The organism is Deltaproteobacteria bacterium, from assembly GCA_016218975.1.
Lineage (GTDB): Bacteria > Desulfobacterota > Deferrimicrobia > Deferrimicrobiales > Deferrimicrobiaceae > JAENIX01.
In genome coordinates, this window is the sequence record JACRCO010000034.1 from 20,415 (window position 1) to 33,337 (window position 12,923).

Below are 12,923 nucleotides of genomic sequence, written 5' to 3' on the forward strand. Positions count from 1 at the left end.
TTCAGCAAGGCGGCCGGGCCTCGTAAAGGATCGGATCGGGCACGCCCGCCTCCGCGAAGGCGCGAAGGCGAAGGGCGCAGGAATCGCACCTGCCGCAGGCCTTCTCTCCTCCACGGTAGCACGACCAGGAGTGCTCGAACGGCACTCCCATGGATTTTCCCATCAATACGAGGTCCTTTTTCCTGAGGTGAACGAAGGGGGCACGGACCACGATTCCACTTCCATCTTTCGTTCCCCGGCGGACGGTCTCGTTCATCGATTCGTAGAACTCGGGCCTGCAGTCCGGGTAGCCGGAGGAGTCGGCCATCACCGCGCCGACGTAGACGCTTTTCGCCCCGATCACCTCTGCCCATGACACGGCGATGCAGATGAAATGAGCGTTGCGAAACGGCACGTAGGTGACGGGCACTCCCGGACGCTCCAGGTCCGCCGCCGGGATCGCGATGGAAGGATCGGTCAGTGCGCTTCCACCGATATCCTTAAGATAGCCGATGTCGGCGACCAGCCGGTCCTTCACCTGCAAGTGGTCCGCGATCGCCCGGAAGCAGGCAAGCTCTTTCCGCTCGGTGGGCTGGCCGTAATTGACGTGAAGCAGGGCGACGTCGCTTTCCCGGGTGGCGAAGGCCGCCAGCACAAGGCTGTCCATCCCGCCGCTTGCGAGCACAACACCTTTCGGCTTCGGAGTTATGGTCATACTCCCTTCGCTCCCGGGCCCCACACCAGCTTGTGGAGCTGGAGCTGGAACCGCGCCGAGAGCCCGTCGCCCACCATCCAGCCGGCGAGCTTTTCGGGGGCGAGAAATCCGAAAGCGGGGGACAGCAGCACGGAGAAGGGGCCCTTCGCACAGTATCGCCCCATGATTTCCTTGGCGTACCGGTAGTCCTCTTCGGAGGCGATGACGAATTTGACTTCATCCCGGGGGGTAAGCGCCGAGAAATTTTCCCACAGCATCTTACGGTCCTCGCCGGATCCGGGGCACTTGACGTCCATGACCTTGACCGCCCGTGGATCGAGCGTGGCAAGGGGGACGGTGCCGTTGGTCTCCACAAGGACCGTGAACCCCCGGTCGAGGAATGCCTTGACGAGTTGGAACGCTTCCGGCTGCAGGAGCGGTTCCCCCCCGGTTACCGTGACCCTCTGAATGCCGAAAAGCTCCACCCGTGATACAACTTCTCCGAGGGAGAACTCTTCCCCGCCATCGTACGCATAGGTGGTGTCGCAGAAGCGGCACCGGAGGTTGCAGCCCGTCAGCCGGACGAAAGAGAAGGGGAGGCCCACGTAGGAGGTTTCCCCCTGAATGCTGGCGAATATCTCGGTCACGAGCAGCATGCTTTCGATTCTACCAGATGCAGGGCGCGGAGGAATCCATGTGTTATCCTGCAATTTGCATCGAACAGGATGGCGACGGATGACGGAATCGTACGCAAATAGGGAACGAGACCGGAAACGGATCGGTGCGGCGCTGTTTTCCCTGTGCAGCGCTATTGTGCTTGCGGCCGCCAAATTCGTCTTCGGGATAATTTCCGGATCCCTCGGGGTCCTTTCCTCGGCTTTCGACAGCCTTGCCGACGTTTTCATGTCCGCAGTCAACTTCCTCTCGATACGTAAATCCGCGGAGCCGCCCGACAAGTCGCACCCATACGGGCACGGCAAGGTGGAAACGCTGGCTACGCTGTTCCAGGGGCTGGTCATCGCAGGCACCGGAATCTGGGTAGTATACGAAGGGATCCAGCGCCTTATCCGCAAGAGGGTGCCCGAGTCGGCGGAAGCGGGGATCCTGGTCATGGCGGCGGCGCTTGCGGCATCGTGGATAATCTCGCGGCGGATACGTAAAGCGGGAGAAGAGACCGGCTCCACGGCGCTGGTCGCCGATTCCCTGCATTTCGCCACGGACGTCTACACCAACGGCGGTATCCTGGCATCGCTCGTGGTGTTCCGGTTCACGGGGTGGACCTGGCTGGACCCGGGGGTCGCGCTGATCGTCGGGGCCTATATCCTCTACGCCGCCGGGGGACTGCTCGTTTCGGCAGTACACGACCTCATGGACAAGGGCCTGCCCGAGGAGACGGTCGAGTTGGTGCGCAGGATCATAAACGAGCACCGCCCCTTGCTCGTCGATTTCCACGACTTGCGGACCAGGCGCGCGGGTTCGGAAAAGCACGTCGATTTCCACGTCGTCGTCTGCCGGGAGTACAAGCTGGACGACGCCCACAAGGTGGCGGACCACCTGGAAAAGGAAGTCCGGCTTGCGTTGGGAAACGTGCACGTCGTGACCCACGTCGATCCCTGCGACATCGAATGCCCGGGCATGGAACGCTGCGAGCGCGTCCTGACACGAATCCGCGACCTCAAGGACCCGGCGGACGAGAAGCGGGCGGGCGTTTCCGGCACCGTGCTATAATCCCCCCGCAATGAGAGCGGTCCTCCTTCTGATAATCGTCCTCCTGGCGGTGGTGGCGGCGTTCGCCGTCCAGAACCCGGGCATCATCGACGTGCGTTTTCTCCACCTTTCCGGGAGCACGTCGCTTCTCGTCGTCATCGTCCTTGCTTTCGGGATCGGAGTTCTCGTCGGGTTCCTGGGCTGCGTTCCCTCCTCCATCCGCCGGGCTCGGAGGATACGGGAGCTTTCCGCCGAGCTCGATTCGCTTCGCAAGCCTTCCGGCGCTCCCCCGCCGCCGGTGAACCCGTGACCGTCGACGCAGACGGGGGCGGGTGTGATATGCGGTCCGACCTTTCCCGCGTCGAGAAAAAGTTGCTTCATTGCCTTCTTCTTTTCTATAGGGAGATCGGCCCCGGTGCGACGCCCGCCCTCGCGGGGCTCGACGAGGAGGCGGGGATGGAGCGGCACGAACTGGAGGAAGCGGTCAAAGGATTGCGCGAGAAAGGACTGATCGAGTACTGGCCTCTCCAGCCCGCGGTCCGCCTGAACGCGGAGGGCCTGCACCTTGCGATCTCCCTCAAAGGGTGCGGCGGGAAGTGACCGCGAAGAAACCGGGAACGGACCTGCCGGCGCGCCTCCGCGACGTATCCGGCCGGCTCGCGGGGCGGTTCGGACGTCCCCGCCGCTCGCCGCACCGGACCGAGCCGGTGCGGAACCTGATCCTCACCATCCTTTCCCAGAACACGAACGATGCGAACCGCGACCGCGCCTTCGCGCAGCTGACCGAACGGTTCCCCACCTTTCCCCTCCTTGCGGCGGCGCCGCAGGAAGAGGTGGAAGAGGCGATCCGTACGGCAGGGCTGGCGCGCGCAAAGGCGAAGGCGATCCTGTCCGCGCTCGCCCGTATCCGGCGGGAGCGGGGTAAATACACGCTCGACTTTCTCTCGGAGATGCCGCTGGCCGAAGCGCGGGAATACCTTATTTCCTTCTCCGGCGTAGGGATCAAGACGGCGAACGTGGTGCTGCTTTTCTCATTCGGCAAGGAAGCGTTTCCCGTGGATACGCACATCCTGAGGGTGGCGAAACGCCTGGGTCTGGTGCCTCCTTCCGCCGACCTGTCCCGCGCGGCTCGTTTGCTCGAGCCGCATGTCCCACCGGGAGAGCCGATGCCCCTCCATATGAACATGATCCGGCTGGGCCGGGAAATATGCCGCCCGCGGAACCCCCTTTGCCACGAATGCCCGCTGCTGCCGGTATGCCCGGAGGGGAAAAGGCGCACGGAAAAGCGTGGAACGCCGCCGCGATGAATTTTTTGAGCGCGCTGAAGTGGATTTTCATAGGATTCCTGACGACGGTTTTCGCCGTGCCGGGGTCGCTCCTCGCCCTGCTGTTGCCGGGGAGGTCGCTGAAAGGGAAGGTCTTCCTGTGGGTCTCCAAGTACTATTCGCGGATCGCCCTGTTCGTCCTGGGGATAAAGGTGTCGTGCCGGGGGCTGGAGAACATCGACCTCCTGGAATCGTACGTGTTCATGTCGAACCACGTGAGCCACGCCGACGCGCCTGCTCTTGCTTCGGTCATCCCCCACCCGCTCCACTGGGTGTTCAAGAAGGAGCTGTCGCGGATTCCGGTCCTCGGGTGGATTCTCCTTGCCGGCGGCCAGATCATGATCGACCGGTCCGACCCGGAGAAGTCCAGGACCGCCCTTGAAGAAGCGCTCGGCGGGCTTTCCGGTAACAACTCCGTGATGATCTACCCCGAAGGGACTCGCAGCCGCGACGGGAAGCTCCAAACGCTGAAAAAGGGCGGCTTCTGGATGGCGCTGCATTCGGGGAAACCGGTTGTCCCCGTACGCGTGTCGGGCACGCGCGAGGTTGTGGCCGCAGGCACGCTCCGGATCCGTCCGGGAAACGTGCTGGTCGAGATCTTCCCACCGATTCCCACCGCGGGGAAAGGGCTTCACGACATGCAGGAGCTCATGGACCGGGTGCGGTCGGCGATGCTTTCCGGAACGCAGGGTCCTGCGTAAAGAAGAAGATGCCTCCGGCGGCTGTCGCCGCGGCGGCGGAGAAGAACATCGCGTTGTACCCGTGGCGCTCCGCGACGAAGCCGAACAGCGCGGCGCCGATCACCAGCCCCATGTCGAACGCGCCGGTGAACATCGCCATCGCCATCCCGCCTTTTTCCTTCCCGGCGCGGTCGAGGATGAGCGCCGAAAGCGACGGGAAAAGAAACCCGTGCCCCGTCCCGGAAACCATTGCAACGAAAGCGAGCCCCGCGGAGCCGGAGAGAAAGGGGATGGCGCAGATCCCCGCTCCCATGAGCAGCAGCGAGACGAGGCTCAATCTCTCGCGGGGCATCCGGTCGGCGAGCTTGCGCGCCAGTGTCCGCGTTCCGATGACCGAGAGCGCATATACGAAGAGGAAAACGCCGAGCGAGGAGATCTGCCGGATCAGCAGGTAGACGGGCAAAAAGGTGAAGAGGGAGCCGAACGCCATTCCGAACAGGAACCCCGCCGAGTTGGGGATGAAGTAGGGGCGCGTGAGGAAGTCGAGCAGGGAAGAAGGCGAAAGCCGGGAAGCTGCTTTCGGTTCCCGCATCGCCAGCGGGAACAGGGCGGAGAGGAACGCGATTATCGCAGCCCCCAGAAAGAGGCCGTGGAATCCCGACCTGGCGATCACCCATTCCCCGAGCCAACCTCCGATAGCCGTCGGGAGAAAAAAGGAGAGGCCGAACACCCCCAACGCCTCCCCCCGCCTGTGTGCAGGTGCCGCAACCGCGATGTAGGCGTAGGAAGCGGTGGCGAAGAAGGAGTAGGCCGCACCCTGGAAGATCCGGATCGCGAAGAGGTGAGCTCCCCGTTCCGTTACGAACAGCCACGGAATCGTGGAAGCGGATGCGAGCAACGCCCCGGAGACCAGGAACGCCGTGCGCCCCCCGCGGTCCACGAAGAGCCCGTTGACGGGTTTGAGCGCCACCGACACCAGCGTTCCCGTCGCCATGATGAGCCCGATCTCGCCTTCGCGAACGTTCAGACGGTAAAGAAACGGCGGGAGGAAGATGAAGACGGTCGCATACAACGAATAGAGGAAATTCGAGATATTCAGAAGAAGATAATTCTTGTTGTAGAGGGTTTTCGGCATCGGAGTTGGAAGGATACTACAATAGATGCCGTTTCGTGAAACGGCGCTTGAATCCAATTGATGTGTAACCGTTTTTCCGTGAGAATGACATCTATATGAAGCCGCTCCGCATCGCCCTGGCGCAGATCAACACGACCGTCGGCGACATCTCCGGCAACGCGAGGAAGATACTGGAATACGCGGACCGGGCGAGAAGCGAGCGAGCTGCAATAGTCGTCTTTCCGGAACTTGCACTCACAGGCTATCCGCCGGAAGACCTGCTCCTTCGCACCTCCTTCGTCGACGCGAACCTTTCGGCGTGGCGGGAGATCGCCGGGAAAATATACGGCGTCACCGCGGTGGTCGGATTCGCGGACCGCGGGAAGGACGGGCGCGTCTACAACGCGGCGGGTATCGCCTCCGGCGGACGCGTCCGAGGCGTTTATCGCAAAATGCATCTCCCGAATTACGGCGTGTTCGACGAGATGCGGTACTTCGGCCGGGGGAAGGAGCCGTTCCTCTTCCGGGCGGGGCGTGCGCCGGTCGGCGTGACGATTTGTGAAGACATATGGGTGCGCGGAGGTCCGCTCCCCCGCGAGGCGAAGGCGGGCGCGCGCCTTATCCTCAACCTTTCATCCTCTCCGTACCACGCGGGGAAGTGGGAGATCCGCAAGGAGCTGGTGGCCGGCCATGCGCGGCGCACCGGAAGGCCCGTCGCCTACTGCAACCTGGTGGGAGGGCAGGACGAGCTCGTCTTCGACGGCGGCAGCATGGTCGTTTCCGGGAAAGGCGAGCTCCTCGCGAGGGCGCGGATGTTCGAAGAGGAGCTTCTCGTCTGCGATGTGGACGGGAACGGCGAAGGCGGGCCGGTGGCTCCCGTCCTCGGGGAAGAGGAGGAGATCTTCAGTGCGCTGGTGCTGGGCACGCGCGACTACGTCGAAAAAAACCGGTTCCCGGGGGCGATCATCGGGTTGTCCGGCGGAATAGATTCCTCCATTGTTGCGGCGATCGCGGTGGAGGCGCTCGGGCCTTCCCGTGTGACCGGCGTCACGATGTCATCGCCCTATACGATCCCGCAGAGCGTAGAGGACGCGCACGCGCTTGCCGGGAACCTCGGCATCCGGTGCATCGACCTCACCATCGACGAGGCCTTCTCCGCATTCGGCGAAACCCTGGCGGGCGAGTTCCGCGGGCTTTCACCCGACGCAGCTGAAGAAAACATCCAGGCGCGAATCCGCGGGACGCTGCTCATGGCCCTATCCAACAAGTTCGGGTCGCTGGTGCTGACTACGGGGAACAAGAGCGAGATGAGTGTCGGGTACGCCACGCTTTACGGGGACATGGCCGGCGGGTTCGCAGTCATAAAAGACCTCTACAAGACGATGGTCTACCGGGTTTCCCGCTACATCAACGCGAGGAAAGGGAGCGAGGTAATACCGGAACGGGTCCTGACGCGCCCGCCTTCGGCGGAGTTGCGGCCCGACCAGAAGGATTCAGATTCTCTGCCCGAGTACGACGTCCTCGACCCGATCCTTCGCATGTACGTTGAGAAGGACCGCAGCATTCCGGAGATGATCGCGAGGGGATACGCCGAGAACGTCGTGCGAAAGGTCGTCTCCCTGGTCGACAAAAGCGAGTACAAGCGCCGCCAGGCCCCTCCCGGCGTGAAAATAACACCCCGCGCCCTCGGCAAGGACCGCCGCATGCCGATCACCAACCGGACGAACGGGTAATGAACTGCGGTACGGGCAATGGCGGTCATTTTTTCGATCTTGACACGATGGTCCTCCAAATATCGGTCAGCCCCTTGCGTGCAGCCCACATTTCCACATAAGAAAGGTCCATGTCGTCGCCGGACACCTTGATTATCCCGGCGATATCCCGAAGATGTTTTTCCGAACCGCCTTCGCGAAAATATTCCAGCTTCTTGATGATGACATCCTCGGGCGATGCGAAGTCGGCCGGGCGATCAGGAAAGACAGGCAGGTTCCGCTTGCGCGCAAAACGGCTTCGGTCGAACTCGTCCGTTTTTCGTATTATGACGTCGACCTTCAGGCCGGAGTCCGGATGAATCACATTGAATTGTCTTCGTCGCTCGATCGCCTCCGATGCCGCATCGCGGGATACGTAGAATTCCGGGGAAGGAAAAAAGGAAAGGAACCGCGGAAGATTATCGCGGGTCAGGTCTGCAACGACGTCGATATCCAGCGTCAGGCGTGGTTCCCCGTATGCGGCCGAAGCTACCGAACCTACCAGGATGTACGGCGCTCCCGATGCATCGAATGCGTCAAGAACCGTCCGGAGGAGATTACTCTGATCCATGCAGCCATATCCGGGCCACTTCTTTCCTTACCTGTTCGTCGCCCCATCCCGGGTTCCGGCCCTTTACGCCTGCCTCCACAAGGGTTCTTGTAAATCTATTCGCCTGGAAAACCAGCTCCAACCGGCGGGCGGGCCCCATCTCCCGAAGTGCCGCCGCGACCAGGTCGTCGACGACTTCGATCCGTTTCGGATCCATACCGAGCTCCTTTAAACCGCCGGTTACTGTCATACTATCAATGCAGAGGAAAAAGAAGAAGGGGGCTGGACTGCCGGGCAGACTTATCGATCGCGTTGAGAACACTTATTTATGCCAGGTGAGTTGGATAGGCACCGGCAATAGCTATGTGTAATTCGGACCTTCAACTTCCGATTTTTAAAACCTGTTTACGCCGCAGTGGTTTTCTTTCTGGACGGTTGTCGGATAATGTTCGACCGGATATCGGACTCTCTTCCTTCGACATATTTTCCATAACTCTCTCCGGGCCGGCTCCAGCCGCCAAACACCGCCGCATACATCCGCAGTTTCCTTTCATAACCGCAAACTGAAATCTTCGGGCACGGATAGTGCTGGCGAACCTCACTAACTGCGCCCGTGAGAATCGGCGCGAATGAACACCGGCGGCGGGGATCGGCCGGAAAGGGAGGAGCGGATGGGCAGGAATCATTGGATAGCGCCCGCATTAGTCGCTTTCATCGCATCTACGGCGCATGCGGGATGGCTTGGGGATACGTTGATGGGCGCTGCGGAGCGGGTGGGTTATCGGGCTGCCGGCGATGCCGCGGATGGAGCGTACGAAAAGGCGAAGGGAACGGTGGCGTCAAGTGACGACGCAAGCGCGACAGCCCGGCAACCTGCTCCGCAAGGAGAGGATACCGATAAACGACCGTTAAAGGAGTCGGCTTCTCCGCAGCAGGTACGGACGGGCGGAAGAGATATCTCGAGTGGAGGTGGGGGGGCGGTGAATTTTAAAAATCTCTCCTCCCTGAATGACTTCGTCCCGGGGGATCGGACTCTCTTCTTCGACGATTTCAGCGAAACGGACGAAGGGGAATTCCCGAGGAAATGGACGCTCCGAAGCCCATTCGAATTCAGCGAGAAAAAAGTTCCCGTCGAGGTCGTACGGCATAACGGGAAAAAATATTTACGATTCAGACCTTCCGATGTCCGTGTAGATGTCGGTACGATCCTCTTCGTGAGATTCAATCCGGGGAAAGACATGCCGGAGCGATTCACCGTGGAATTCGATGCGGTTTTTCCTGTTGTGCCGCGGATCGATCAATCTCCAGTTTACCAGGTACTCCTTTTCAACGGAGGAACCCGCTACCGTGAAAGGACTACAAATTTCGGGCAACGAAATGCCGCAGGCGTCGGTTCCGATCAGGCCACATCAGCCAACCTCTTCGCCAGTTATGAAATGGGTGACGGACAGATCCATCATGTGGCTATAAGCGTAAACGGTTCCTTTATCAAGACATACGTGGATGGAGAGAGAGTCATCAATGACCCCGACGGTCTTGTCCGTCCCGTGAATTTCATCGGGATGGAAATGGTATTCCAGACCGGTCACGGCATACAGCCGCTCATGTTCACGAACTTCCGCGTAGCCGCGGGAGGGAAAGAGATCAAGTCGGCACTCAACACGGACGGCAAAATCGTTACTCACGGAATCAGGTTCGACACGGGATCGGCAGAGATCCGGCGCGAATCCTTCCCGACCCTTGAGAGAATCCGTGGGCTGATCGCGGAAGATCGTTCTCTGCGTTTCTCGATCGAGGGGCATACCGACAACCAGGGAACGTCCCGACTCAACGGGCCACTCTCCGAGCGGCGCGCGGAATCCGTGAAGGCATGGCTTATCGAAAAGGGGATCGAGCCGGAAAGGCTTGCGACGCGGGGATGGGGGCAGGCCAAGCCCCTCGAAGCCAACGATTCCGCCGAGGGGAGGGCGAACAACCGCCGCGTGGAATTCGTGCGGCTGCCGTAGCCGGTGCTGTTCTTCGCAAACCGGCGGGATATGCCGGTTAGAGCTTTTCGAGGAACCCGGCGACTGTCCGGATGACGATTCCTGCAGTAAGATCCGGCCGGTTCATGAGAAATCCGAAATGTTTCCGATCTCCAGTGAGCAGATGTGTCGCCCCGCACTTCATGGCCGCCTCGAATATGGGCCGGTCTTTTTCCGGCAGATCGACAGGGCAGGATCGGCCTGTCCCCGAGGGGACGACACTCAAATTCGAAAGCAATCTATCGAGCCGATCCAGCGACTTCGGGAACTTGGCCGCGATATTGCGCCGTGCCTCTTCCGCCGCATAGGCGCTCGTGCGAAGCTCCCAATGCCCCTCGTCGGCCAGATCGAAAAGGAACGCCGCCTTTCCATTCGGATTATGCGCGGCTGTGAAAAGGACATTTGAATCGAGGAACAGCCTCCTCAATGCCGGCGTCCCGCGCGCTTCCGGATGACGGTCCGCTCAGCATCGGCCAGCCGGTCTTCCTTGTCCCACGCGGCTATATCAATATCCGAAAAGGTCGTGATCTCCATCACGGCCGCCGGACGGAGAACTATCCCGTCTTTCCGTTCCACGAGGATCAGGACTCCTCCGGCGGCGAGCCCCAGCCGCTTCCTGACTTTTGCAGGCAGGGTTATCTGCCCCTTGGCGGAAACCGTCACGCTTTCCTTCATGCCGTCCCTCCCGCGGATATTTCCGATATTCATAATATCCGATATTCGGATTATCTGCCATAACCGCAAGAGGCGCCCACAAGATGCTGCCGGCATGGCGGGGTCCGCTAATTATTGTCCCGGGTATTTCCCTGCTCTTCCAGCGTCGAGCCCCTCCACCGGATCACCCGCGTGTTGTGGCACAGGCACTGGAAAATGATAACGGGCGGTTTCCCGACCGCCCCTCCCAGGACGCACATGAGTTTCACGACATCGATGTCGACAATCCTGCCGCAGCATTTGCACGGAGGGAGCGCATCCGCCGAATTTCGCATGCCCAGCCGGTTCATCCGTTGTTTTTCCCCGGTCGAATCGTTTGAGGGCCACGCCGTTGATCGCGCACGATGCCGATCGCTATTAATAACAATTATTTTGTGGTGTAAATATATTTACGGATATTTATGTGCCCTTAAAAAACCCGCCATCCGGCGTTTTGCCACAATTATTTCCAATCATATATAGGACGTATTATCCGGTCTGTCAACAATATTACTGTCCGTATTGTCCAATTGCGGGAGGGGAGGGAAACCGCCTAACATTCACGGCATGTTCAAGCGGTTCAGAGAAATGATTTTTGAAGCGATGAAGGCAAGGAAGATAAAACGGGCGGACCTTGCCAGGATGACGAAGATCGACTTTTCTTACCTCGACAGGCTGTTGAAGGGCAAGGCAAGGTTCAACGAACAAAATATCGAAACGATTTCGAAGGTTTTGGGCATTCTTCCGTGGGGGGAGCCGGCACCAATCCCGGTCCGAATCACCCATTCCGGGAAATTCGAGGACCCCCAACTCCCGAAGGACAGGAAACTCGATTACCTCGCAATACCGATCGTCGAGCCGAGAGTGGCAGCGGGTAATCCCGAAACCGTCACGAGCGAGCAGGTCATCGATATCGTTTTCATCCACCGCAGGGCCCTCAAGCGAAGGAGCGTCAGGGATTACATCTGCACCTACGTCAAGGGCGACAGCATGTCCCCAGTGCTACGGGACGGGGCGATCGTCTGCATCGACACGAAGGCGAGACCGGAGGGGAAGAAGGTCCCGAAGGATTCCATCTGGGCCGTGAGGAAGGATGACGGCACCGTGGTAAAACACATCCAGGTCCAGGAAAAATCGATACTGCTGGTTTCCGAAAATCCCGCTTACGATATCGAGTCCGTCACCGATAGTGACGTTATCGTTGGGCGCGTCGTGGGGGCGTGGCAGAACCTGGCTTAGCAAATGCTCGCCGACAACGGGAACATAATACCGCCTGAATCGGCCGCTCCCTACCACCTGTAAGAACCCTGTATTCCCGCCGCGCCGACCTTGTTCAGGCGGCGGCGGCCTGTGCGGCGAGTCGCGCCCCCTCCGTCATCGCGGCGAGTTTTCCGAACGCGATGTCCCGCGGAAGGTGGTTCAGGCCGCAGTCGGGGTTTGCCCACACGCGCTTCGGCCCGAGGATCCCGATGACGCGCCGCAAGATATCAGCTACGGTGTCCGCCGTCTCCACCTCGTGCCGCTGGACGTCCACTGCGCCGACACCGAGTGTCTTGTTGGCAGGGAATTCTCGCAGCACCGACAGGTCTTCAACGCCAAGCGAAGAGAAGGCCATGAGGAAAACGTCGACCTTCGCTTCCTGAAGTACCGGCACTATCGAGGAGAACTCGGCCGGGAAGATCCTCAAACCCACGTGCGCGGCAGGATCGGGGTTGTAGTTTCCCTGGCATAAGTGGAGCGCCCTCTTTGCGCGCTTGACCCCGCGGAAACAGGCGTTGAGCGCCCGGATCCCCCACGGCTGGTCGGCGGCGAGGAACCACAGGATCGGCTCGTCGATCTGGATCACGTCGCAGCCAGTCTCGTCCAGCCTGCGCAGCTCCGCGTTGATCACGGCGGACATGTCCATCGCCAGCTTTTCGGGATCGCCGTAATGTTCGTCCCAGGCAACACGCGCGAACATGTGGGGGCCCGTCATCGCGATTTTCACCCGACGGTTCGTCGTTTTCCGGAGGAACCGCAATTCCTCAAGGAGCCCAAGGGGAGCGGGCTGGAGCTTGGAGACGACTACCGGAGCGGGAATTGAAGCTTCCGGCGCGACCGGAGATATGCCGGATTTAGGGCGAAATTCTCCCGAGAACCCCGGAATTTTCCCTGCGAAATAGCCGATCATCGCGTTCGGAGGGCCGAACCGGTTGTCGTCGCGGCGGAACAGTTCGCCGTCGCTTACGATATCAACCCCTGCTTCTTCCTGGTCCTTGACCGCCGCCCGCGCGGCGATGGATTTCGCCTCACGGAACGCTTCGGGAGTTATTTCCCCTTTCGCTACGGCTGTTTGGAGCGCCGGATACCAATCGGGAACCGTGTACGAGCCGATGACCGTCGTAGGAATTTTCACCGCCATGGGGA

General features: G+C 60.5%; 17 protein-coding genes. 8 read left to right on the forward strand and 9 right to left on the reverse strand.

Translation table 11 applies throughout. The features are described 5' to 3' along the window. Window position 1 precedes the first annotated feature (1 nt). Window positions 2-694, reverse strand: a complete 693-nt coding sequence (gene queC / locus HY896_03995) for a 7-cyano-7-deazaguanine synthase QueC (GenBank protein MBI5575505.1) — start codon at window positions 692-694, stop codon at window positions 2-4. Next, window positions 691-1,329 (reverse strand): radical SAM protein, encoded by a 639-nt coding sequence (locus HY896_04000; GenBank protein MBI5575506.1) that lies wholly within the window; start codon window positions 1,327-1,329, stop codon window positions 691-693. The genes queC and HY896_04000 overlap by 4 nt, the downstream gene beginning before the upstream one ends. Before the next feature lie 79 nt (window positions 1,330-1,408). Here HY896_04000 and HY896_04005 point away from each other — a divergent pair, with 79 nt between their 5' ends. The 5 genes from HY896_04005 to HY896_04025 are packed head-to-tail and all read left to right on the forward strand — an operon-like array spanning window position 1,409 to window position 4,406. After that, on the forward strand, window positions 1,409-2,401 hold the full coding sequence (locus HY896_04005; protein MBI5575507.1) for a cation transporter: 993 nt from the start codon (window positions 1,409-1,411) through the stop codon (window positions 2,399-2,401). A 10-nt stretch (window positions 2,402-2,411) separates the two neighbouring features. Then, window positions 2,412-2,690: a LapA family protein gene (locus HY896_04010; protein ID MBI5575508.1), complete on the forward strand. Its 279-nt coding sequence runs from the start codon at window positions 2,412-2,414 to the stop codon at window positions 2,688-2,690. After that, the gene (locus HY896_04015) at window positions 2,687-2,980 is read left to right on the forward strand and encodes a hypothetical protein (protein ID MBI5575509.1); all 294 of its coding nucleotides are present in this window, start codon (window positions 2,687-2,689) and stop codon (window positions 2,978-2,980) included. Before HY896_04010 ends, HY896_04015 begins: the two co-directional genes overlap by 4 nt. Next, window positions 2,977-3,687 (forward strand): endonuclease III, encoded by a 711-nt coding sequence (locus tag HY896_04020; protein MBI5575510.1) that lies wholly within the window; start codon window positions 2,977-2,979, stop codon window positions 3,685-3,687. The genes HY896_04015 and HY896_04020 overlap by 4 nt, the downstream gene beginning before the upstream one ends. After that, entirely contained in the window at window positions 3,684-4,406 is a 723-nt protein-coding gene (locus tag HY896_04025) for a 1-acyl-sn-glycerol-3-phosphate acyltransferase (protein ID MBI5575511.1), read from the forward strand. Before HY896_04020 ends, HY896_04025 begins: the two co-directional genes overlap by 4 nt. Here the strand turns inward: HY896_04025 and HY896_04030 are convergent. Beyond that, window positions 4,354-5,520 (reverse strand): MFS transporter, encoded by a 1,167-nt coding sequence (locus HY896_04030; protein ID MBI5575512.1) that lies wholly within the window; start codon window positions 5,518-5,520, stop codon window positions 4,354-4,356. The two genes, HY896_04025 and HY896_04030, sit on opposite strands and share 53 nt — an antisense overlap. A 95-nt stretch (window positions 5,521-5,615) precedes the next feature. On the opposite strand from HY896_04030, the gene HY896_04035 reads away from it, so the two are divergent. After that, complete coding sequence (locus HY896_04035; GenBank protein ID MBI5575513.1) at window positions 5,616-7,232, forward strand: NAD+ synthase; 1,617 nt, start codon at window positions 5,616-5,618, stop codon at window positions 7,230-7,232. Between the two features lie 25 nt (window positions 7,233-7,257). On the opposite strand, the gene HY896_04040 is transcribed toward HY896_04035, so the two are convergent. Together HY896_04040 and HY896_04045 are read right to left on the reverse strand one after the other, a co-directional pair. Continuing rightward, window positions 7,258-7,821, reverse strand: a complete 564-nt coding sequence (locus HY896_04040) for a hypothetical protein (GenBank protein ID MBI5575514.1) — start codon at window positions 7,819-7,821, stop codon at window positions 7,258-7,260. Beyond that, the gene (locus HY896_04045; protein MBI5575515.1) at window positions 7,808-8,017 is read right to left on the reverse strand and encodes a hypothetical protein; all 210 of its coding nucleotides are present in this window, start codon (window positions 8,015-8,017) and stop codon (window positions 7,808-7,810) included. The genes HY896_04040 and HY896_04045 overlap by 14 nt, the downstream gene beginning before the upstream one ends. Before the next feature lie 763 nt (window positions 8,018-8,780). Here HY896_04045 and HY896_04050 point away from each other — a divergent pair. Continuing rightward, a complete protein-coding gene (locus HY896_04050) occupies window positions 8,781-9,806 on the forward strand; it encodes an OmpA family protein (protein MBI5575516.1) in 1,026 nt (341 codons plus the stop codon). Window positions 9,807-9,843: 37 nt separating this feature from the next. Here the strand turns inward: HY896_04050 and HY896_04055 are convergent, their stop codons facing one another. The 3 genes from HY896_04055 to HY896_04065 all read right to left on the reverse strand — a co-directional run bounded on the left by HY896_04055 (window position 9,844) and on the right by HY896_04065 (window position 10,828). Next, window positions 9,844-10,251, reverse strand: a complete 408-nt coding sequence (locus HY896_04055; protein ID MBI5575517.1) for a PIN domain-containing protein — start codon at window positions 10,249-10,251, stop codon at window positions 9,844-9,846. Next, window positions 10,248-10,499 carry an AbrB/MazE/SpoVT family DNA-binding domain-containing protein gene (locus HY896_04060; protein ID MBI5575518.1) on the reverse strand — a complete coding sequence of 84 codons (252 nt, stop codon included), beginning with the start codon at window positions 10,497-10,499 and terminating at the stop codon, window positions 10,248-10,250. Before HY896_04060 ends, HY896_04055 begins: the two co-directional genes overlap by 4 nt. A gap of 107 nt (window positions 10,500-10,606) precedes the next feature. Beyond that, on the reverse strand, window positions 10,607-10,828 hold the full coding sequence (locus tag HY896_04065; GenBank protein MBI5575519.1) for a hypothetical protein: 222 nt from the start codon (window positions 10,826-10,828) through the stop codon (window positions 10,607-10,609). Window positions 10,829-11,105: 277 nt separating this feature from the next. On the opposite strand from HY896_04065, the gene HY896_04070 reads away from it, so the two are divergent. Next, window positions 11,106-11,756, forward strand: coding sequence for a helix-turn-helix domain-containing protein (locus HY896_04070; protein MBI5575520.1), 651 nt, complete (start codon window positions 11,106-11,108; stop codon window positions 11,754-11,756). 94 nt (window positions 11,757-11,850) lie between these two features. Here the strand turns inward: HY896_04070 and HY896_04075 are convergent, their stop codons facing one another. Continuing rightward, window positions 11,851-12,918 carry a hypothetical protein gene (locus HY896_04075; protein MBI5575521.1) on the reverse strand — a complete coding sequence of 356 codons (1,068 nt, stop codon included), beginning with the start codon at window positions 12,916-12,918 and terminating at the stop codon, window positions 11,851-11,853. Between the last annotated feature and the right edge of the window lie 5 nt (window positions 12,919-12,923).

Excerpts from the sequence above, each read along its gene's own strand:
- HY896_04070 (MBI5575520.1), top strand. The coding sequence starts at position 11,106 with ATGATTTTTGAAGCGATGAAGGCAAGGAAGATAAAACGGGCGGACCTT.
- HY896_04065 (MBI5575519.1), bottom strand. The coding sequence starts at position 10,828 with ATGAACCGGCTGGGCATGCGAAATTCGGCGGATGCGCTCCCTCCGTGC.
- HY896_04025 (MBI5575511.1), top strand. The coding sequence starts at position 3,684 with ATGAATTTTTTGAGCGCGCTGAAGTGGATTTTCATAGGATTCCTGACG.
- HY896_04030 (MBI5575512.1), bottom strand. The coding sequence starts at position 5,520 with ATGCCGAAAACCCTCTACAACAAGAATTATCTTCTTCTGAATATCTCG.
- HY896_04035 (MBI5575513.1), top strand. The coding sequence starts at position 5,616 with ATGAAGCCGCTCCGCATCGCCCTGGCGCAGATCAACACGACCGTCGGC.
- HY896_04000 (MBI5575506.1), bottom strand. The coding sequence starts at position 1,329 with ATGCTGCTCGTGACCGAGATATTCGCCAGCATTCAGGGGGAAACCTCC.
- HY896_04045 (MBI5575515.1), bottom strand. The coding sequence starts at position 8,017 with ATGGATCCGAAACGGATCGAAGTCGTCGACGACCTGGTCGCGGCGGCA.
- HY896_04005 (MBI5575507.1), top strand. The coding sequence starts at position 1,409 with ATGACGGAATCGTACGCAAATAGGGAACGAGACCGGAAACGGATCGGT.
- queC (MBI5575505.1), bottom strand. The coding sequence starts at position 694 with ATGACCATAACTCCGAAGCCGAAAGGTGTTGTGCTCGCAAGCGGCGGG.
- HY896_04060 (MBI5575518.1), bottom strand. The coding sequence starts at position 10,499 with ATGAAGGAAAGCGTGACGGTTTCCGCCAAGGGGCAGATAACCCTGCCT.
- HY896_04075 (MBI5575521.1), bottom strand. The coding sequence starts at position 12,918 with ATGGCGGTGAAAATTCCTACGACGGTCATCGGCTCGTACACGGTTCCC.
- HY896_04010 (MBI5575508.1), top strand. The coding sequence starts at position 2,412 with ATGAGAGCGGTCCTCCTTCTGATAATCGTCCTCCTGGCGGTGGTGGCG.
- HY896_04040 (MBI5575514.1), bottom strand. The coding sequence starts at position 7,821 with ATGGATCAGAGTAATCTCCTCCGGACGGTTCTTGACGCATTCGATGCA.